General features: G+C 67.6%; 13 protein-coding genes. 9 read left to right on the top strand and 4 right to left on the bottom strand.

Going from position 1 to position 21,747, the window contains the following annotated elements; all coding sequences use genetic code 11:
• Positions 1-128: 128 nt before the first annotated feature.
• Entirely contained in the window at positions 129-842 is a 714-nt protein-coding gene (locus tag QFW81_RS04755; RefSeq protein ID WP_280577442.1) for a glutathione binding-like protein, read from the bottom strand.
• A gap of 249 nt (positions 843-1,091) precedes the next feature.
• The gene (locus tag QFW81_RS04750; RefSeq protein ID WP_280577441.1) at positions 1,092-3,683 is read right to left on the bottom strand and encodes a glycoside hydrolase family 3 protein; all 2,592 of its coding nucleotides are present in this window, start codon (positions 3,681-3,683) and stop codon (positions 1,092-1,094) included.
• A gap of 276 nt (positions 3,684-3,959) precedes the next feature.
• Here QFW81_RS04750 and QFW81_RS04745 point away from each other — a divergent pair, with 276 nt between their 5' ends.
• The 5 genes from QFW81_RS04745 to QFW81_RS04725 all read left to right on the top strand — a co-directional run bounded on the left by QFW81_RS04745 (position 3,960) and on the right by QFW81_RS04725 (position 12,007).
• Positions 3,960-4,970 carry a LacI family DNA-binding transcriptional regulator gene (locus QFW81_RS04745; protein ID WP_280577440.1) on the top strand — a complete coding sequence of 337 codons (1,011 nt, stop codon included), beginning with the start codon at positions 3,960-3,962 and terminating at the stop codon, positions 4,968-4,970.
• Between the two features lie 669 nt (positions 4,971-5,639).
• On the top strand, positions 5,640-8,651 hold the full coding sequence (locus QFW81_RS04740) for a TonB-dependent receptor (RefSeq protein WP_280577439.1): 3,012 nt from the start codon (positions 5,640-5,642) through the stop codon (positions 8,649-8,651).
• A 131-nt stretch (positions 8,652-8,782) separates the two neighbouring features.
• The gene (locus QFW81_RS04735) at positions 8,783-9,496 is read left to right on the top strand and encodes a SapC family protein (protein ID WP_280577490.1); all 714 of its coding nucleotides are present in this window, start codon (positions 8,783-8,785) and stop codon (positions 9,494-9,496) included.
• Positions 9,480-10,493 carry a cupin-like domain-containing protein gene (locus QFW81_RS04730; protein ID WP_280577438.1) on the top strand — a complete coding sequence of 338 codons (1,014 nt, stop codon included), beginning with the start codon at positions 9,480-9,482 and terminating at the stop codon, positions 10,491-10,493. Before QFW81_RS04735 ends, QFW81_RS04730 begins: the two co-directional genes overlap by 17 nt.
• Positions 10,490-12,007: a tryptophan halogenase family protein gene (locus QFW81_RS04725; RefSeq protein WP_280577437.1), complete on the top strand. Its 1,518-nt coding sequence runs from the start codon at positions 10,490-10,492 to the stop codon at positions 12,005-12,007. The genes QFW81_RS04730 and QFW81_RS04725 overlap by 4 nt, the downstream gene beginning before the upstream one ends.
• A gap of 39 nt (positions 12,008-12,046) precedes the next feature.
• Here QFW81_RS04725 and QFW81_RS04720 read toward each other — a convergent pair whose 3' ends face one another.
• Together QFW81_RS04720 and QFW81_RS04715 are read right to left on the bottom strand one after the other, a co-directional pair.
• The gene (locus QFW81_RS04720; protein ID WP_280577436.1) at positions 12,047-13,285 is read right to left on the bottom strand and encodes a cation:proton antiporter; all 1,239 of its coding nucleotides are present in this window, start codon (positions 13,283-13,285) and stop codon (positions 12,047-12,049) included.
• Between the two features lie 81 nt (positions 13,286-13,366).
• Positions 13,367-14,830, bottom strand: a complete 1,464-nt coding sequence (locus QFW81_RS04715; protein ID WP_280577434.1) for an MFS transporter — start codon at positions 14,828-14,830, stop codon at positions 13,367-13,369.
• A gap of 358 nt (positions 14,831-15,188) precedes the next feature.
• On the opposite strand from QFW81_RS04715, the gene QFW81_RS04710 reads away from it, so the two are divergent.
• From QFW81_RS04710 to QFW81_RS04695, 4 genes are all read left to right on the top strand, one after another.
• Complete coding sequence (locus tag QFW81_RS04710; protein ID WP_280577433.1) at positions 15,189-15,839, top strand: TIGR00645 family protein; 651 nt, start codon at positions 15,189-15,191, stop codon at positions 15,837-15,839.
• A gap of 721 nt (positions 15,840-16,560) precedes the next feature.
• Positions 16,561-19,740 carry a TonB-dependent receptor gene (locus QFW81_RS04705; RefSeq protein ID WP_280577432.1) on the top strand — a complete coding sequence of 1,060 codons (3,180 nt, stop codon included), beginning with the start codon at positions 16,561-16,563 and terminating at the stop codon, positions 19,738-19,740.
• 208 nt (positions 19,741-19,948) lie between these two features.
• Positions 19,949-20,704, top strand: a complete 756-nt coding sequence (locus QFW81_RS04700) for a SapC family protein (protein ID WP_280577431.1) — start codon at positions 19,949-19,951, stop codon at positions 20,702-20,704.
• A gap of 5 nt (positions 20,705-20,709) precedes the next feature.
• Positions 20,710-21,732 (top strand): cupin-like domain-containing protein, encoded by a 1,023-nt coding sequence (locus tag QFW81_RS04695; protein ID WP_280577430.1) that lies wholly within the window; start codon positions 20,710-20,712, stop codon positions 21,730-21,732.
• The last annotated feature ends 15 nt before the right edge of the window (positions 21,733-21,747 follow it).

The raw sequence follows: 21,747 nt of genomic DNA, 5'->3' as shown, positions 1-21,747 counted from the left end.
CCGGCGCCCGCATCATTGAGCCCGCCCTGTAGCCCGGATAAGCGAAGCGCATCCGGGGCAGACGTGTCGGCGAAGGCGAACCCGGATGCGCTGCGATTATCCGGGCTACGCGAGCGACGCGAGTGCTCTCAACCCTTCGGTTCGATCCCGAACAGCAGCTTCTTCTCCGCCTCGCCCATCGGCTTGCCCGCATCCGGGTTGACCTGCGCGGCCAGCGCATAGGCCCGCACCGTGGCCGGGCGCGCGGCGATCGCGGCGTGCCAGCGGCGGACTTCCGGATACGGCGTCATGTCGATCGGGGCCTTGTCGTACACGCCGATCCACGGATAGATCGCCATGTCGGCGATGGAGTACTCGTCGCCGGCCACGAACGCGCGCCCGACCAGGCGGCGGTCGAGCACGCCCAGCAGGCGGTTGGCCTCGCCGGCGTAGCGTGTCTTCGCGTACTCGATCGGTTCCGGCGCGTAGACATGGAAGTGGCCGTACTGCCCCGTCATCGGCCCGAGGCCGCCCATCTGCCAGAACAGCCATTCCAGCGCTGCGGTGCGATCGCGCAGGCCGGTCGGCAGGAAGCGACCGGTCTTCTCCGCGAGATAGAGCAGGATCGCGCCGGACTCGAAGACGCTCAGCGGCGCGCCGCCGTCCTCGGGATCGTCGTCGACGATCGCCGGCATCTTGTTGTTGGGCGAGATCGCCAGGTAGTCGGGCGCGAACTGGTCGCCCTTGCCGATGTTCACCGGCTTCACGGCGTAGTCGAGGCGCGCGCCGGCATCGGCGAGTTCCTCGAGCAGCAGCGTGACCTTGTGCCCGTTGGGCGTGGGCCAGTAGTACAGGTCGATCATGGCGGCCTCCTGCGACGTGGGTCGCCAGTCTAGGCCGCGCGATGCGCAGGCAGCGTCACGGGCGGCGGGTTGCTGCGTTGCAGATGGCGCGATGGTCGCAGACGGTTCGCGTGCAAGCCGCGCGCAGCGCCGGTCCGGTGCGGCGCTGGCGGTGCGTGCGCACGCCTGCCGATGCCATTGCAGGCTCTTGCTGTCGAAAAAACCGGGGCGACCGGTCTCCCGATCGGCGCGCCCCGGCGGAGGAAGCCCTCAGTTGGTGGTGCAGTCCACCTGGTGGTCGAACTCGGTGCTGGCCGCCACCCGCGCCAGCGCGATCTTCGCGCCGGCACCGGTCCGCAGCTGGACCGGCACGTCCAGGCGGCTGGTGTCCGCACCCTGCGCCCGCAGGCACTTCAGCGGCACCGCGAGGCGCGTCCATTGCCCTGCCGGAAGTTTGGCCAGCGCCTCGCCGACCTCGACCGTGCCGCTGCAGCCTTCGCCGCAGGCAGCCAGCAGCGACGCCTTGCCGTCGGACGGCATCGCATCCACGCGCAGGGACAGGACCACGGGCACGTCGCCGTTGGTCTCGCGGGTCAGGTCCAGGGGCGCGTTGGACAGCAGCTGCACGGTGCCCGGACCGGTCCAGGCGAACAGCCGCGCGCCTTCCTGCACGTCGGTGTTGACCGCGGTCATCTCCAGCGAACCGTCCGCGGTCTTCGCCGCCGGATGCACCACGTCCATCGCGCTGCCGTCGGCGCCGACCAGGCGCAGCGTGAGGCCCGTGGTCGGCACGCCGCGCTCGAACCAGACGTTGCCAGACGCCGCATCCGCATCGATGCCCGGATCCTCCGGCAGCGCGGCGAGGTCGCCGCTGTCGGCGTAGGTCAGGCCATGGCCGAACGCGAACAGCGGGTCGTAGCCGTCCTGGCCGTGGTTGTTGGCGTACTGGTCCGCGCGCTTGGGCCAGGAGAAGCTGAGCGTGCCCTTGAAGTCATGCTGCGGCTTGCCGTCGGCGCCCTGCAGCAGCACGTCGGCCACGCCGCCGCCCTCCGAACCCGGCAGCCAGGCCGCGACGAACGCATCGGCGGCGTTGATCTCGCGGTTGAGCCACAGCGGGCGGCCGCTGAGGAACACCGCCACCACCGGGATGCCGTCTTCCTTGAGCTTGCGCATCAGTTCCAGGTCGCCGGACTTGCCGCCCTTGAACATCAGGTTCGCCAGGTCGCCCTGGAACTCGGCATAGGGGTCTTCACCGAACACCACCACCGCCACGTCGGGCTTGGCGGTGTAGCTGCCGTCGGCCGACAGGGTGGCGCTGCCGCCGGCGGCCTCGACCTGTTCCTTCAACCCGTCCCAGATCGTGTCGGCGTTCGGGAAGTCCTCGCGCTTCGTGTCGCTGCCCTGCCAGGTCAGCGTCCAGCCGCCGGCCTGCTTGCTCATGTCGTCGGCGGCGTCGCCGGCCACCAGCACGTTCGACGTCGGCGACAGCGGCAGGATTCCGCCCTGGTTCTTCAACAGCACCAGCGATTCGCGCACCGCGCGTCGCGCGACCTCGCGATGCTCCGGCGAGCCGAGCAGTTCGAACCTGCCGCCGAGCGCGCGCTCGGACGGCTTCGGCTTCTCGAACAGGTTGGCCCGGAACTTGACCCGCAGGATGCGGCGCACCGCGTCGTCGAGACGTTCCATCGGGATCGTGCCGGCCTTCACGTGCGCCAGGGTCGAGTCGTACATGCCCTTCCAGCTGTCGGGCGCCATCGCCATGTCGAGGCCGGCGGTGAAGGTCTGCGCGCAGTCGGTATTGCTGCAGCCGCGCACCTGGCCGTGCCCGTTCCAGTCGCCGACGATGAAGCCGCCGAAGTTCATCCGCTCCTTCAGCACGTCGGTGAGCAGCGGCTTGTGGCCGTGCATCTTCTCGCCGTGGAAGCTGTTGAACGACGCCATCACCGCCTGCGCGCCGGCGGCGATCGAGGGGATGTAGCCGGCGGCATGGATGTCGCGCAGCTGCGCCTCGTCGACCGTGGTGTCGCCCTGGTCCTTGCCGTTGCCGGTGCCGCCGTCGCCGAGATAGTGCTTGACCGAACTCATGACGTGGTGGTCGTCGAGGAACTCGGGCGTGCCGGGCTTGCCCTGCAGGCCCTCGACGAACACGCCGGCGTAGCTGGCGACCAGCTCGGGATCCTCGGAATAGCCTTCGTAGGCGCGGCCCCAGCGGTCGTCCTGCGGCACGGCGACGGTCGGCGCGAACGTCCACTCCATGCCGGTGGCGCGGGTCTCGATCGCGGTGATGCGCGCGATCTCGCGCAGCAGCTCGGGGTTGCGCATCGCGCCCAGGCCGATGTTGTGGGGGAACAGCGTGGCGCCGACGATGTTGCTCTGGCCGTGCATCGCGTCGATGCCCCAGATCACGGGGATCGCCTTGCCGCCGCCGGAGGTGTCCATCGACGCCTCCCAGAATTCGTCGGCAAGCGCGAGCCACGCCTCGGCCTTCGCGTTGTACTGGCCGCCCGGATCCGAGCCGCCGCCGGCGAGAATGGAGCCCAGCCGGTACTTGCGCACGTCCTCCGGCGTGACGCTGCCGATGTCGCCCTGGATGAGCTGCCCGACCTTTTCCTCGACCGTCATCGACGCCAGCAGCGCGTCCACCTTCTGTTCGAGCGCGGCATCCTCGGCGAACGGCCATTCGGGCTGCGGCCAGTTGGCCGGATCGACGCCGGTGGCATCGGCCGTGCTCGCGGGTGCATCCGCCGGAGTGGCGACATTCGCGGTGGCAGCTTCGCGGTCGCCGCAGGCGGCCAGCAGCAGGGCGACGGCCAGGCCGGCACTCAGGCGCGACACGGACAGGAAGGCGCGGGGTGTGCTCATGGGAATCGGTTCCGTAGGGTCGTATGCCAGCCCACCAGCCGTGGCGCGATGGCGCGGCGCGGCATGACAGCGTTGTCAGAATATGCACCATACCCGGTCTGCCGCGGCGAAGCTTGTTGCACAGCACAAGCGCGGACCGCGCCCGACCGGAGCAGCGCAATGGCACCGCAACGCGATGGGGCAGGCAAGTCCGTCGCCCGTGGCGCGCGCGATGCCGATGCGATGCCCGCGGCTCTGGCAGAATCCGCAGCCTTCGCGGGAAGGACCGGCAGACCGATGGCGCGCGTACGGATCGAGGATGTGGCGGCGGAAGCGGGCGTGTCGATGAAGACCGTCTCGCGCGTGCTCAACGAGGAACCGAACGTCTCCGAGTCCACCCGCGAACGGGTGCGCGCCGTGGTCGAACGCCTGCAGTACCGGCCCCATCCCTCCGCACGGGTGCTGGCCGGGCGCAGGTCGTACCTGGTGGCGATGCTCTACGACAACCCGTCGAGCAACTACCTGATGGAGGTCGAGCTCGGCGTGCTCGATGCCTGCCAGGCGCAGCACTACAACCTGATGCTGGCGCCGCTGGTCTACGACGCCAAGGACATCGTCTCGAAAGTCGAGTCGCTGGTGCTGCAGTCGCGGCTGGACGGCGTGGTACTGACGCCGCCGATCACCGACGACGCTGCGCTGCTGGCGCGCCTGGACGAACTCGAGATCCCGTGGTCGAGCATCTCGCCGACCGAGTCGAACCGCCGCATCGGCGTGGTCGTCGACGAACGCAGCGCGGTCGCCGACATGGTGGCGCACCTGGTCTCGCTCGGGCACCGGCGGATCGCGCACATCAAGGGGCACGCGGCGCACGGCGCGAGCGCGTGGCGGCTGGCCGGCTATCGCGACGGACTCGCGAACGCGGGCATCGCGCCGGACGAAGCGCTCGTCGTGCAGGGCGAGTTCTCCTACGACTCGGGCTTCGACGCCACCAACCGGCTGCTCGACCTCCCGGACCCGCCGACCGCGATCTTCGCCGCCAACGACGACATGGCCGCCGGCGCGATCGGCGCGATCTGCGAGCGTGGAATGTCGGTGCCGCGCGACGTGTCGGTGTGCGGATTCGACGACACGCCGATCGCGCGCCACATCTATCCCTCGCTCACCACCGTGCGCCAGCCCACGCGCGAGATGGGCCGCCTGGCGGGCCTGGAACTGCTCAAGGCGATCCGCGACCACGGCGAAGGTGGCCTGGTGACCGTGCCGTACACGCTGGAACTGCGGCGCTCGACCGGTCCACGGCGCGGCTGACGCGATCCTGCGTCATTGCGCGACACGCACGTTGACGCTGGCCGCCGTGCGTGCAGCACGCGGGCGCGTGCACGGGTCGCGAGCGATCGCGGCGCGTGAGGATGATTGCGGCGCTCGAGGTGCCGGGGCGACGCATCTGAATCTACGCAGGTCGCATCGCGACCTGCGCGTGCGCAATGCGCGACGTCCCTCCGCGGGCGCAACGGGAGACTTCGGAGTGGACGCGCAGGCCTCGCGGCCGCACGCGCATGATGTCCGGGGCCGCACGCGCCAGCCCTGCCGCTCCAGACACCCACAACTCCGCTGCCTGGGCATCGCCACGTCGAGATGCGCGACGGTTCGCATTGCGGCATTCGATCCGAGGACCCTCGGCGGCGTGACGCTGCGTGCGCGCGTGTCTCGCACACCCTCCGTCGCACGCAGTCAACGGCCTCCCGAAGCCCACGCGTTCGTCGCGCTCCTGCGCTGCAATGACACACGCAGGTCATCGTTTGACCCGTGCATGGCCTGCGCGAAATCGGCACGCACGATCTGAAAAAAAGTTAGCGGTAACACGCCAATCGGCGGTTGACAACGCTGTCAGGTTGGTTTCCTAATGCCCGCGCTTCGACCGCAATGGTCGTGGCATCACAAATCGCTTTCGTGACGACCTTGGGAGAGGGAAGGTTCATGAAATACACGCATGCAGCGCCCAAGCGGCGCCTGTTGACGTCTGCGCTGCTGATTGCGCTGGCCCCGCCGCTCGCGGCACAAACCGTTACCCAGGATCCCGCGCCGTCGACGTCCGCCGAACAGGCGACGAACGACGATCCCGCGGAACTCGACACCATCGTCGTCACCGGCATCCGTGCGAGCCTGGAGTCGTCGATGAACATCAAGCGCGATGCCCAGGGCGTCGTCGACGGCATCGTCGCCGAGGACATCGGCAAGTTCCCCGACACCAACCTGGCCGAATCGCTGCAGCGCATCAGCGGCGTGTCGATCGACCGCACGTCGAGCGGCGAAGGCCAGAAGATCACCGTCCGCGGCCTCGGGCCGGACTACAACCTGGTGCTGCTCAACGGCCGCCAGATGCCCGCGTCGAACCTCGGGCCCGGCGGAGCAGGCGCGTCCTCGGCGCGCTCGTTCGACTTCTCGAACCTGGCCAGCGAATCCATCTCCGCGGTCAACGTCTACAAGACGGGGCGCGCGGACAATCCGACCGGTGGCATCGGCGCGACCATCGACGTGCGCACCGCGCGTCCGCTCGAGGCCGAGCCCGTGGTCAGCGTCGGACTCAAGTCGGTCTACGACGAGTCCAACCAGCGCCTGCCGCGCACCTTGCAGGGCAGCGATTTCACCGGCGAACTGTCGGGCATCTTCAGCCAGACCTACGCCGACGGCCGCTTCGGCGTGATGCTCAGCGGCAGCTACCAGGAGCGCGACTCCGGGTTCAACCAGGCCTCGGTCGCCGATGGCTGGCTGACCTTCGCCGGCGACAACGCCGATCCGGGTTGCTGGCAGTGCCTGCCGCAGGAAGGCCAGGGCTACTCCGACCGCATCGAGAACCGGCCGGGCCCGGGCGACATCTATGCCCGTCCGCAGAACACCGGCTACAGCGTCAACGGCATCCAGCGCCAGCGCACCAACGGCCAGGTGACCCTGCAGTGGGCGCCGACCGACAACGTGACCGCGACGGTCGACTACAACTACATCGAGCAGCAGGTGCAGCTGCAGCGCAGCGAGCTCTCGGTGTGGTTCAACCAGGGCGCCGGCGACAGCAGCTGGACCGATGGCCCGATCGCGGCGCCGATCATGTACTCGGAGGACATGGTCGGTTCGGACCTGTCGATGGGCGGTGCCAAGATCGGCAACGAGACCACCAGCGACATGCTCGGCTTCAACGTCGAGTGGCAGGTCAACGACGCCCTGAGCCTGGAGTTCGACTATCACGATTCGAGCGCCACATCGCGGCCCGACGGCCCGTACGGTTCGGCAGGCGTGCTCGGCGTGGCCGCGTACATCCGCGGCAACACCACGGTGGACTACAGCGGCGAGATTCCGATCGTCAACGTGCTGCTGCCGGCGGGCGTGAGCCAGGTCGATCCGTCGCAGGCCCTGGTGACCGGGTCGGTGTTCCAGAACAGCTACAACAAGTCCGAGGTCGAGCAGCTCCAGGCCAATGGCCGGTTCGAGTTCGGCGACTATTCCGGGCTGGACTTCGGCATCTCCACGATGGAGGTCAACAACCGGTCCGCATCGGCGGTGATGCAGCGCGATACGTGGGGCGGCGTGGGCACCCCGGCCGATTACGACGACGACATCTGGTACAACGACAGCATGTCGCGCTACTTCGAGGCGTTCGGCAACCACGACAACCCGATGTGGACCGACGACTTCCTGGTGTTCGACTTCGAGCGCCTGCGCCAGGCGGCGATCGAGATCACCGGCTGCCCGAGCTGCTACGAGATGCCGACCGAGTTCACCGACGACATCCGTACCCGCGAGAAGTCGCAGAGTGCGTACCTGCAGTGGACGTCCACGTTCGGTGACGTCATGCCGCTGCATGTGGCGCTCGGCGTGCGCTACGAGAAGACCGACGTCGAATCCGAAGGGCTGCAGCGCGTCGGCCAGACCATCACCTGGATCGCCGCGAACGAGCTTGCGGTGGACTATGCGCCCGAGCGCGAGTTCACGCGCGACACGGGCAGTTACGACTTCGTCCTGCCCAACCTCGACCTGAAGCTCGACCTCAGCGACGAGATGGTCCTGCGCGGCAGCTACAGCCAGACCATCGCCCGTCCCGGCTGGGGCGACATCAGCGCCGGACAGGTGCTGCAGCCGGTCGTGCGTGCCTCCGGCGGCGACGGACGGCGCGGAGATCCATCACTGGAGCCTCTGAAGTCGGACAACTTCGACCTGTCGTTCGAGTGGTACTACGGTGAGGGCAACTACTTCTCCGTCGGCTACTTCCGCAAGGACATCGAGAATTTCATCAGCCAGACGATCGTGCGCGAACAGCCGTTCGAGATGACCACGCCGGTGGGCGGCGCCTACTGGAACGCCGCGCTCTCCGTGTGCCCGGCGACCGACGGCGCCTGCATCCGCAACTACATTTTCGAGAACTTCGCCGGCCAGCCGGGCGTGGTCCAGACCGGGTTCGACGGTGAGGGCAACCCGACCGGCGGCATCACCGGACAGCCGGGCGATCCGGTTGCCGGTTTCAACATCAGCGTGCCGGCCAACCAGCGCTCCGACGAGATCGACGGCTGGGAAATCAACGTCCAGCACATGTTCGGCCAGACCGGCTTCGGCCTGGCGGCGAACTACACCATGGTCGACTCCGGCCTGACGTTCGACGACCTGAGCCTGGGCCAGCAGTATCCGCTGGTCGGCCTGAGCGATTCGGCGAACCTGGTGGCGTTCTACGACCGGAACGACTGGCAGGTGCGCCTGGCCTACAACTGGCGCGACGAGTTCTTCAACGGTGTCGGCCCGCGGACCGATCCCAACCATGTCGAGGCGTACGGCCAGCTGGATGCCAACATCAGCTACCAGGTCAGCGACAACCTGACGCTCAGCCTGGAAGGCATCAATCTCACCGACGAGACGATGCGCACGCACGCGCGCCACGAGAACATGGTCCGGTTCGCGACCCAGACCGGCCCACGCTACATGTTCGGGGTGCGCTACAAGTTCTGATGGAGGCGGGCTCCCGCCCGCAGCGGCGCGCAGCGGAAGAGGCCGACGGATCCCCGTCGGCTTCTTTCCCTGTGGGCGTCGATGGGGCACGATTGACCCGCGACACCCGCCCCCGGAACGATCGAGGATCGATGGGCCAGCATGTCCTCCTGAACAGCGTGGAACACCGTGGGCTGCGCGTGCACGCCGGTCACGGCGCCCGGCTGGGTGACGACGTCATGGGTGCATTGACGTTCCCGGACGAGTTCCGGAACGTGCAGGCGCACTATCCGATCGTGTTCCGTCGCGAGCCGGCGGGGGGCTTCCTGCCGCTGGTGCTGTTCGGCCTGCAGGAGGGCTGCAACCTGTTCCTCGACGGCGACCGCTGGGATGCGACCTATGTTCCGCTGTCGGTACAGCGCCAGCCATTCCTGATCGGCGTCGCGGGCGGCGAGCGACTGGTCCACGTCGACCTGGATCATCCCCGCGTGCGCGACGCCGGCAGCGATGGCGCACTGCTGTTCGACGCGGAGGGCGCATCGAGCGAGCACCTCGAGCGCATCCGGTCGGTGCTGCTGGCGCTGCATGAGGGCGTGGATGCGACGCCGGCCTTCGTTGCCGCACTGCAGCGGCTGGAGCTGCTCGAGTCCTTCTTCCTCGACGTGCAGCTGGAGGATGGCAGCCTCAACCGGCTCGCCGGTTTCCATACCATCAACGAGGAGCGGCTGGGCGCGCTGGATGGCGCGACGCTGGAGCGTCTGGCCCGCGATAACCACCTCCTGCCGATCTACATGGTGCTCGCATCGATGTCGCGCATGCGCGACCTGATCGAGCGGACGAATCGCCGCCGTGCTGCCTCCCGCTAGACCGATTCCCGAACGCGGCGGAGCCGATCCCCGATCGCTCCCCGAAGGGGTACTGTGCTCGGAACGGCCGCTCGTGATGCGCGGGCTGGTGTCGCACTGGCCGATCGTGCGTGCGGCCGGATCCGCGGACGCTGCGATCGACTACCTGAAGGGCTTCGACCACGGCGGCATGCCGGTGGTGGCCACGGTCGCGCCGCCGGGGGAATCCGGACGCGTGTTCTACAACGCGGACTTCAGCGGCTTCAATTTCCGGCGCGAGCAGGTGCCGATGGGCGTCGCGCTGGAGACCCTGCGCAAGTACCTCGCGGACGAAGCCCCGCCTTCGATCTACGTCGCCTCGACCACGATCGACACGTTCCTGCCGGGGTTTCGCGCCGCGAACGACGTGGACTTCGGGTCGCGCGATCCGCTGGCCAGCATCTGGATCGGCAACCGCAGCCGCATCGCCGCCCACCAGGACCTGCCGCAGAACCTGGCCTGCGTCGCTGCCGGGCGCCGGCGGGTGACGCTGTTCCCGCCGGATCAGCTGTCCAACCTCTACATCGGTCCGATCGACGCGACGCCCGCCGGACAGGCCGTGAGCCTGGTGGATTTCGCCGCTCCCGATCTCGACCGGTTCCCGCGCTTCGCCGAGGCGATGCGCCATGCGCAGGTCGCGGAACTCGGCCCCGGCGACGCGGTGCTGATCCCGAGCATGTGGTGGCACCACGTGGAGGGACTGGAGCCGTTCAATGTGCTGGTCAACTACTGGTGGCGCGATGCGCCGGCGTGGATGGACACGCCGATGAACACGCTCATGTACGCCATGATGACCATCCGCGACCTGCCGCCGGAGCAGCGCGCGATCTGGCAGGACGCATTCCGGCACTACGTGTTCGAGCCGGGCGAGGCGACCGCCGACCATATACCGCCGCATGCGCGCGGCGTGCTCGCGCCGCTCGACGAGGCCCGGGCGCGCGACCTGCGCGCGCGGCTGATTCAACGGATCAATCGATGAGGACGACAAACGTGCAGGAATCGGACGACAGCCAGCGCAGGCCGGTCCGGCGCGTGGTGATCGCTGGCGGGGGGACGGCCGGATGGATGGCGGCCGCGGGCATCTCGAAGATGTTCGGCAAGGTCGTCGAGGTCACGCTCGTGGAGTCCGAGGAGATCGGCACGGTCGGCGTCGGCGAGGCGACGATTCCGACGCTGGTGACTTTCCATCGACTGCTCGAGATCGGGGAACAGGAGTTCATGTCGGCGGTCCAGGGCACGATCAAGCTCGGCATCTCGTTCGAGAACTGGCTCGACGTCGGGCACCGCTACATCCATTCGTTCGGGGTCAACGGCAAGGACCACTGGTCCGCGGGTTTCCAGCACTTCTGGCTGCGCGGGCGCGCGGAGGGAATGGCCAGCGGCTACGAGGACTACTGCGTCGAACTGCAGGCGGCCCTCCAGGACAGGTTCGGACACCTGCCCCGCAACGGCATCAACTACGCCTACCACATGGACGCGAGCCACTACGCCCGCTTCCTGCGCAGGTTCAGCGAAGCCAATGGCGTGAAACGGGTCGAGGGCAAGATCGTCGAGGTGGACGTCGACGCCGACGGCGACATCGCCAGCCTCCGGCTCGCGGACGGCGCGACTATCGAAGGCGACTTCTTCGTCGACTGCACGGGTTTCCGCGCACTGCTGATCGGCAAGGCGCTGAACGTGGGCTACGAGGACTGGTCGCACTGGCTGTTCAACGACAGCGCGCTGGCGACGCAGACCACCGCCGTGCGCGACGCCGTGCCCTACACCCGGGCGATTGCGGGTACCGCGGGCTGGCAGTGGCGGATCCCGCTGCAGCACCGGGTCGGCAACGGCATCGTCTATTCGAGCCGGTATATCGCCGACGACGAGGCCAGGCACGAGTTCCTGTCGAGCCTGGAAGGCGAGGTCATCAAGGACCCGTGGCCGATCCGGTTCCGCCCGGGCCAGCGCATGAAGTGCTGGCACCGCAACTGCGTGGCGCTCGGCCTGGCCGGCAGCTTCATCGAGCCGCTGGAGTCGACCACCATCCACCTGATCCAGCGCGGCATCATGCACCTGCTGCAGCTGTTTCCGCAGGTCGTGACCCGCGCGGCGATCGACCAGTACAACGCACAGCTGGCCTCGGAGCTCGTGCACGTGCGCGACTTCGTGGTAATGCATTACCACCTCACCCACCGGCGCGACACCCCGTACTGGCGGGCGATCGGCCACATGGACATCCCCGACACCCTGCGCCACCGGATCGACCTGTTCCGCGAGACCGGCAGCGTCTTCCACGTGCCGGGAGAACTGTTCGGTGCGAATTCGTGGATCCAGGTGATGATGGGTCAGGGCGTGATGCCGCATCGCTACCATCCCACGGCCGACGCGATGAGCGAAGACGGACTCAAACGCTTCCTCGACGACATCCGCTCGAACGTGCTGTCGACCGCCGGAAAGCTGCCGCCGCACATGGACTACATGCGCAGCTACGCGCCCGCCGCGAAGCCCTGACGCCGACGGAGGCGCAAGGCGCCCCGCGTCCGCCGGGGCTCAGGGCAGGCCGGTGCGGGCCGCGGGATCGATGCGGGCATCCGTGGACGCGCCGAGCGCACGCAGCTTCGGCGCCACCACCGGAATCGACAGCATCGTGCTCGCCACCGCCATCAGCAGCAGCGCGGTGAAGGTCTCGCTGGTGATGATCCGCTTGTCGAGCAGGATGTTGGCGAAGATGATCATGATCAGCGCCTTGGTCTGCAGCAGCCAGCCGATGATCGAGGCTTCGCCGGACTTCCAGCCGAGCACGCGCCCGGCGATGTGCACGCCGGCCAGCTTGCCGGCGACGGAGGCCACCAGCAGCGCGCCCGCCGCGAGGAAGACCACGCTGCCTCCGATGTCCCAGGACGTGCGCAGCCCGGTGCTCAGGAAGAACACCGGCATGATCACCAGCAGCACGTGATGGCGCAGCAGGTCCATCGTCTCCTGTTCGAACCACTCCGCGTCCATCACCACACCGGCCAGGAACGCGCCGACCATGAAGTGCAGGCCGGCCCAGTCGGCACCGAACGCGCAGACCGCAAGCCACACCAGCATCACGTACCAGCGGTCGTGCGCGGGGATCGACCGCATCAGCCTGCGGAACGCGACGCAGGCCAGGCCGAATGCGAGCAGGAACGCGCCCTGCCGGCCGATCCGCTCCCAATCCATCAGCACCAGCGCCAGCACGCCCCAGATCGCGATGTCGTCGAGGCTGGCGTAGCGCAGGATGCGCTGGCCCATGGGCGCGCGCAGGATCTGCAGCTTCTCCATGAACAGGATCAGGATCGGCAGCGCGGTCACCGCGCAGGCCATGCCGACGCCGACGACGAACTGCCAGGGCAGTCCCGCGGGGCCGATCCAGCCATCGAGGCCGAGCATGCCCAGCGCCACCAGCGCACCGGCCGCCAGCGGCACGCCCAGCGCCAGCCCGGCGGTCACTCCGGTTTCGCGCCGGTTGGCCCAGGCCTGGCGCACGTCGAGTTCGATGCCGGCGATCATCACGAACAGCATCACGCCCCACCACGCCAGGCCGTTGAGCGCGGTGATCACGTCGGGGTTGAACACCGCGGCGTGCAGCTCCGGCATCGCGCGGCCCAGCACGCCCGGGCCGAGCAGGATCCCGGCGATGATCTGCACCACCACCAGCGGTGCCCAGTAGTCGGTCCGCGCCAGCCGCCAGACGAGGTACGGCACGGCGAAGATCACCGCCATGGCGATCAGGAACAGTTCGGTCGTCGTGACGGCGTGGCTCATGGACGGGTCACGTGGAACGGGCGGCTATTTCATCACGTCCGGCCGCCCCGAGAGCAGGGCGCGGCCGGTGCGTGAGGCCCGTCAGTGACCGCCCTGCGCCGTCAGCTTGTCGAGGTCGATCCCCTGCCGCCGCAGCAGGCCGGGCGTGCGCGCGGCATAGAACGCCAGGTACGCGAAGCAGACGACGCCGACGATGAAGCTGGTGTGGATGCCGTGGTGGTCGGCGATCCAGCCCTGAAGCCAGCTGACCAGTCCGCCGCCCATGATCATCATCACCAGCAGGCTGCTGCCCTGTCCGGTGTTGCGCCCCAGTCCGGTGATGGCGAGGGCGAAGATGCACGGCCACATCGTGCTGCAGAACAGGCCCACGCTGATGAAGGCCACCACGCTGGTCATGCCCGTGGTGCTCATGCCGATCAGCAGCGCGGCGATGCCGCACAGCGCGAAGTACAGCAGCATCCGCGCCGGATTGCCGCGGCTGGCGAAGGTGGCCGCGATCATCACCACGATCACCGCGCCGTACAGCAGGAACTGTCCGACCGAATAGCCGGCGAAGGTGTTGACCGCCAGGAACACGCCGAACGCGAGGTACGGCAGCAGCAGGGTCAGCATGCGGCGCACGCCGATGGGCGCGCCGAACGCACCCGCCGCGCCCGCCCAGCGCCCGATCATCAGGCTGGCCCAGTACAGCGACACGAACGGCGCGATCATCGAGATGTCCAGCCCCAGCCCGCCCTGTTCGACCGGCAGCTTGAGGTAGGCGGGCAGATTGGCGATGGTCGACACCTCGACCCCGACGTAGACGAAGATCGCGATCATCCCCAGCACCAGCTGCGGGTAGGAGAACGCCGACGGCTTGTGCGCCAGGCGTGCAGGATCCTCGGCTTCGTCGCGCGCGATCTCCTCCAGGTCGATGTGGTTGGGCACCGAGGAGAATTTCAGGAACAGCGCCACCAGCACGAAGGCCGCGCCGAGGATCAGGTAGGGCGTCTTGACCGCCTCGATGTTGGCCACGTTGCCGCCGGCGGCGACGCTTCCGAAGATCGCCAGGCTCACCAGCAGCGGGCCGATCGTGGTGCCGAAGTTGTTGACGCCGCCGGCCAGCGTCAGGCGCTGCGCGCCGGTGGCCGGGTTGCCCATCATGATCGCCAGCGGGTTGGCGGCGATCTGCTGCAGCGAGAAGCCGAGGCCGACGATGAACAGGCCCGAGAGCATCAGTCCGAACGAGCCCGCATTGGCCGCCGGGTAGAACAGCAGGGTGCCCATCGCCGAGATCAGCAGGCCCAGCGAGATGCCGTTCTTGTAGCCGATGCGGTTGAGCACGTCCGCGCCGATCAGGCGCGATGTCAGGAAGTAGATGATCGAGCCCACGGTGTAGGCGACGTAGAACGCCACCGCCACGTACTGGCTCTGCGCCTGGGTGAGCCCGAAGGCATTCTTGAAGACCGGGATCAGGATCTCGTTGCTGGCGGCGACGAAGCCCCAGAAGAAGAACACGGTGACCAGGACGCCGAACTGCGACCAGCGGGTCTGATGGGTGGTCATGGGGCCTGCCATTTCGGAAGTGATGGGTCGGAAAGCAAATGGCGGCGGCCGGGCATCTCCCCTCCCGACCGCCGCCGGCCCCGCATGGCCGGCCGCCAGCGATGCGCCTCTCCTCGCGTCGCGGCGCCGGACCCCGGTGCCCGAGTGCTTGTACAGGGCGCGTGACAACGTTGTCAAATTTCCGCCCCGTGGTGCTGCCGCGCGCGTGCAAGGACTTGATCCGGCGTGTATTCGTGTGCGTCGCAGCATCGACATCGCGCAGCGGCCCTTCGGTCCCGCACGCCACCGCCCGCGCAGCGCTTGGCAGCCACCGCGGGCACGGCTAACCTCCGCGCACCCCACCGATCCGCAGGCCACGATGTCCACCGCCCCGCCCAACCCGCGCCTGCCGCCGCTCGCCCATGTGATCTTCGGTTCGCGCTGGCTGCAGTTGCCGCTGTACCTCGGTCTCATCGTCGCGCAGTGCGTCTACGTCTTCCTGTTCATCAAGGAACTCACGCACCTGGTGACCGACGCCAACACCCTGACCGAGCAGGGGATCATGCTGCTGGTCCTGGGGCTGATCGACGTGGTGATGATCTCCAACTTGCTGGTGATGGTGATCGTCGGCGGCTACGAGACCTTCGTATCGCGCCTGGGGCTGCAGAACCATCCCGACCAGCCCGAGTGGCTGAGCCACGTCAACGCGAGCGTGCTCAAGGTCAAGCTGGCGATGGCGATCATCGGCATCTCCTCGATCCACCTGCTCAAGACCTTCATCGCCGCGGGCGAGGTGGGCCTGCCGGTCTGCGGCAGCACCGAGTACATCGCGGCCATGGTCACCCACGCGGGAGCGGTCGCCGACGGACTGGTGCTGGCCGAGCCCACGTGCACGAAGGTCACGGCCGCTGGCGTGATGTGGCAGTCGATCATCCATGCCGCCTTCATCCTGTCGGCGATGGGCATCGCCTATACCGACAAGCTGATGACCGGCAGCACCGCCCGGCGCGAGCACGCGGCGACGCATTGACGCAACGGCGCACGCGCCATCGCGGGAGATGGGCGAAAGTCGCATGGCACAGGCTGCTGATCGCGGGCAGGATGGAGGCACCCTCGGTCCGTGCGTCCGTAAACGCACGTCGTCTTCTCGGGCTATAGGCGCCACCTAGCCCTGAAACGGGCAAGTGGCCGATGTGAAGGGTGTTCCACGCACCCGCGGTCGAATCCCGGCGTCTCTCGTGAGGGCCCGGAAAACGTCTTGATTGCAGCGCATTCACACGGGGATGCGTGTCCGTTTCGCGGGCAACGATCGCGCTGTCATGCGCTTCGCATCGTCTTGCTGCACTGCAAAGTGACACCTCAACTAACGCCATGTTATCAATTCAGCGCGTTAATGTTAGCGCTAACAAAAATAACAACTGCAGGGAAGCAGGGCCGGGGCCGTGAAACACGACCACTGAATTCCATTGCCGAGGGCGCGAACGCGGCCGAGGCCTGGGGCAGTCGGCGTGGGGAGAGAACCCGGTTGAAGAGTGTTGGTTGACACGCGGAGGGCGTCACGGTGCCGCGGTTGCCCGGAGGAGGGCGTCATCGAAGGATTCCTACTGAAAGTCATGCATAACGGGGAGGGCAGTCGGATGAACACGTGCAGATTCAAGTCCCGCACTGAAGCGGGTGGTGGGCCTGACTCGCCGCCATGCGCAAGCGACATGCTTTTCTTCGCTCCAATCCAGTGCTGAGGACATAATTCCATGAACCATAAATTGAAGGGCTTGAAGTCGAAGGCAATGTTCACCTTCGTGGGTGGCATGCTGGTCATCAACCCCGCATTCGCGCAGGACCCTGCCCCGCAGCAGCCCGCCGCGCAGCAGACGCAGACCACGGGCGAAGACGCCTCCACGCTGGACACCATCGTCGTCACGGGCCTGCGCAACAGCCTCGAGAACTCGATGGGGATCAAGCGCGACACCTCCGGTGTCGTCGACGCGATCAGCGCAGAAGACATCGGCAAGTTCCCGGACACCAACCTGGCCGAGTCGCTGCAGCGCATCACCGGCATCTCGATCGAACGCCGCAACGGCGAAGGCGCGCAGATCACCGCGCGCGGCTTCGGCCCCGGCTACAACATGGTCACGCTCAACGGCCGCCAGATCCCGGGCGCGGACGCGTTCGGCAATGGTGACCAGATCACGGGCGGTACCGGTGCCGGCACCCGCGGGTTCAATTTCGCGCAGCTGGCGTCCGAGGCGATCAGCGGCATCACGGTCTACAAGACCGGTCGTTCTGACGTCCCGAGCGGCGGCATCGGCGCCACGGTCGACATCCTCACCAACCGCCCGCTGAACCTGCCCTCCGGCCTGACGATGAACGCCGGCCTCAAGCTCGGCAGCGACCAGTCGCAGGTCATCGGCGACAGCATCACCCCCGAAATCTCTTCGATCATCAGCTTCGCCAGCGACGACAAGCGCTGGGGCGCCAGCCTGAGCACCAGCTTCCAGCAGCGCAAGGGCGGCGAGGTCCAGGCGACCGAGAACGAGTGGCGGGTGTCGCGCTGGACCGGTACTCCCGAAGCGTGGGGCGACCGCGTCGAGGTCATCAACGCGCCGGCGGAGGGCTCGCTGTACTCGGTGCCCGCCGACCTGCGCTACGCGTTCTCCAACTTCGAGCGCCAGCGCATCAACGCCCAGGGCGTGCTGCAGTTCGCGCCGACCGATGCGATCACCCTGACCCTCGATTACACCCATTCGACCAACGAGATCTCCGAGGATCGCGGCGAGCAGACCCAGTGGCTCAACCAGGGTCCGTTCTCGCGCATCGAGTTCGATACCAGCGGCCCGCTGGCGGTGCCGACCTACATCCGCGAGATCGTGGGCACCAAGGACTTCGGCTACGAGCAGCAGCGCCAGGAGCAGAAGTACAAGCTGGACTCGATCGGCTTCAATGCCGCCTGGCAGGCGACCGACCGGCTGAGCTTCGAGTTCGACGCCCACAGCACCGAGAACAAGAGCCTGCCCAACGACCCGATCACGGGTGCCAGCTCGACGGCGTTCTCGTTCGCCGGCACCAGCGCGTGCCAATCCGCCGGCGGCCCGTACTGCGGCGGCAACTGGGCGCAGGAATACTGGTTCAATACCGGCCTGCCGCTCATGGCGCGGACCTGGTACCCCACCTCGCCGAATGCGGACGACGCGTTCAACAACGTCAACGGCGTCGTGAACCCGGCGTTCCCGCCGGAGCAGGTGGGCACCCAGATCCAGCGTATCTGGTACTCGCGCCAGGACAGCAAGATCGAGCAGGGCCGGATCGACGGTGCGTTCGATTTCGACAACGGTCGCCTGTCGTTCGGTATCGACTCGTCCAAGGTGGAGATGCGTCGCCTGACCTCGAACGACAACCAGCAGGTGCTCGGCAACTGGAGCGTGGACAACGTCGGCGAGGAGCCCGGATTCCAGGATCTGATCCGTCCAATCAACATCTCGGGCCTGTTCGACGACTACAGCACCAACGGTGCTCCGCAGAACGCCTGGTGGGGCAACGCCAGCCAGCTGGCCCAGTGGGCGACCGGGTTCTACGGCACCCCGTCGAACTTCAACGGCCAGTACAACAACGACAACCTGATCGAGGAAAAGACCAGCGCCGCGTACATCCAGTACGAGTTCGACGGCGAGCTGGGCGCGATGCCGTTCAACCTCGTGCTGGGCGCACGCTACGAGCAGACCGATCTCAGGTCCGTGTCGTCGCTCCAGGTGCCGCAGGCGATCGCTTGGAACGGCGACAACGACTTCGCGATCAATCCGTCCGCCGACCAGGAGCCCTTCGCCGAAGAGGCGGAGTACAACTACTGGTTGCCGAACCTGGACTTCAGCCTCGACTTCACCAGTTCGCTGAAGGGGCGCGTCTCGCTCAGCCAGACGATCGCGCGTCCGCCTTACGGCAACCTGTACTCCGGCCCGACGGCGAATGCCCCCAACGGCTCGGTGCTGCTGGGCTTCCGTGCGAACGGCAGTGCCCAGAACCCCGGGCTGATGCCGCTCGAGTCCGACAACGTCGACGTGGCGCTGGAGTGGTACTTCGCCCCGGCCAGCTACGTGTCGCTGACGTACTTCGACAAGCGCGTGAACAACTTCATCGGCAACACCCAGGTGCAGGAGAATCTGTACGGGCTGCGTGACCCGACCGGTGGTCCCGACGCGCAGGCGGCTCTGGACTTCCTGAACAGCGCCGCGTGCGATGCCCAGGTCGGTGCCGATGCGGCGCCGCATGCCTGCGGTGCCAACGCCATCGCCCTGTTCACGGCGGCCGCGCTGCTGCGCAATGCCGACGTGACCGGCGGCCTGGCGGCGTACGAGGGAACCGATGCGCAATGGAACGCCATGGAGCAGCTGGTGCGACAGCCGGGACGTGCGTTTATCGGCGAAGCGGACGATCCGCTGTACCTGTTCAACGTCAACCGCCCGATCAACCAGCAGAAGGCCAACATCGACGGTTTCGAGCTGGGCAGCCAGTACTTCTTCGGCGACAGCGGCTTCGGCATCCAGGCGAACTACACCAAGGTCAATGGTGACGTCGGGATCGACGATGGCGCCGCTCCAGGCGTCGAGCAGTTCGCGCTGACCGGCCTGAGCGACACCGCCAATGCCGTGTTCATGTACGAGAAGTACGGCTGGACTGCGCGACTGGCCTGGAACTGGCGTGATGAGTACCTGACCGCCGCCAACCAGGGTGCCTCGACCAACCCGTTTTACGTCGAGGAATACCAGCAGTGGGATCTGAGCGTGACCAAGCAGTTGGACGACAACTGGGCGGTCGGGCTGGAAGCGATCAACCTGACGGGCGAAGACGTCCGCTGGCGCTCGCGCAACGAGCTCCAGATGGTGCGTCTGCTCGACCAGAGCCCGCGCTACATGGCAGCAATCCGCTACACCTTCTGACGCCGAACCTCTCCAAGGCCCGGATGGTGTGAAGGATGGGGCCGCTGCGCGCGCAGCGGCCCTTTTTTATGGCATTTATGGCCATCCCATGCCTCGATTTCCGTGCGCGGGACGGGCATGATGAGCATCAACCGCGGCCTGCACGGCGCACTCCCGATCCAATCCGCGGGCGCGCCGGGCACCGGCCGTGACCGCTGCCGGAACCGACATGGCGCGATACGAACTGCTCGACAACGTGGCCCACAAGGACCTGCGCGTGGTCACCCGCTTCGGCGTGGGGCTGGGCGATCCTGCGGGCCTGGTACCCGCCTTTCCGACCGAGTTCGCAGAGCTGCAGCGTGAGTACCCCATCTTCCTGCGGCGGGAAGAGGGAGACAAAGGGTTCCACGCCGTCGCCCTGCTGGGCTTCGACGGCGGCGAGAACCTGTACCTGGACGGCGAGCGCTGGAACGCCGGCTACCTGCCGGGCGCGATCGCGCGCGGCCCGTTCCTGATCGGCTTCCAGGAGCAGATGCAGGGCGGGGAACTGCGGCGCGAGCCGGTGATCCACGTCGACCTCGATCACCCGCGCGTCTCGCGCGACGGCCAGGGCGTGGCCGTATTCCTGCCAAAGGGCGGACACAGTCCGTATCTGGACCACGTGACCACCGTGCTCAAGGGCATCCACGACGGTACCGAGGCGGGCCGCGCGATGTACGCGTCGCTGGACGCGCTCGGGCTGATCGAACCGGTGGAGCTGGACCTGCGTTTCGACGATGCGAACGGCGCGCGACTCACCGGCCTGTACGGCATCGATCGCGAGCGCCTCGCCGGGCTCGACGCTGAATCGCTGCACGGACTGCACCGGACAGGCCTGCTCGAAGGCGTGTATCTGATGCTGTCCTCGCTCTACAACATGCGTCGCCTGATCGCGGAAAAGCAGCGCCGGTTGCGCGCGCAGGCCGAGACGGAACAGGCCGGCTGACCACGATGGCCACATCGCCCGCACCGGTGCGCGAACTCGACGGCTGCCGTCCGGACGCGTTGCCGCTGCAGGCGCTGCTCGAGGGCGGCGAACCGGTCGTGCTGAAGGGGATCGCCGCGGGCTGGAGCCTGGTCGAGGCCGGACGCGAATCGCCGCAGGCCGCGATGGCGCATCTGCGCGCACACGACAACGGCCGCCCGCTGCCCTATTCCTGGGGACCGCCGGAGACGGCGGGGCGGCCCTTCTACAGCGCCGATTTCACCACGCTCAACACGCAGGCCCTGCGCGGCACCCTGGACACGGTGCTGGACGAAATCGCCGCGCACCTGGACGATCCGCATCCGCCGACCCATTACATCGCCTCGGTGCCGGTCGACAGCGTGCTTCCGGGCCTGCGCACCCGCAACGATCTCGATTTCGCCGCGCACGGCGTCGACGCCCCGCCGGCGATCTGGATCGGCAACCGCATCACCGCGTCGTGCCACTACGATGCGCCGGACAACATCGCCTGCTGCGCCGTCGGCCGGCGCCGGTTCACCCTGTTTCCGCCGGAGCAGATCCACAACCTGTATCCCGGGCCGCTGGATCCGACTCCGGGCGGGCAGGCGGTGAGCGTCGTCGACTTCGCCGCGCCGGGCTTCGAGCGCTACCCGCGCTTCCGCGAGGCGCTCGAACACGCCCTCAGCGCGGTGCTCGAACCCGGGGATGCGATCTTCATCCCCAGCATGTGGTGGCACCACGTGCAAGGCCTGGAGCCGTTCAACGTGCTGGTCAACTACTGGTGGAGCAGCATGCCGGCGTGGATTCCCACCCCGATGCATGCGCTCTACCACGCGCTGTGGTCGATCCGCGACCGGCCCGAGCGCGAGAAGCAGGCCTGGCGCGAGGTGTTCGACCATTACGTGTTCGGTCCCGCGGAACGTGCGGGCGAGCACCTCCCGGAGCCGGCGCGCAAGGCGCTGGCGCCGATCGACGAGAACATGGCGCGCCAGCTGCGCGCCTGGCTGATCGCCAGGCTCAACCGCTGACCGACGTGCCGGGGA

The organism is Luteimonas kalidii, assembly GCF_029887935.1.
In the GTDB taxonomy this organism is placed as follows: domain Bacteria; phylum Pseudomonadota; class Gammaproteobacteria; order Xanthomonadales; family Xanthomonadaceae; genus Luteimonas; species Luteimonas kalidii.
This window is presented reverse-complemented; position numbering and strand designations above follow the sequence as displayed.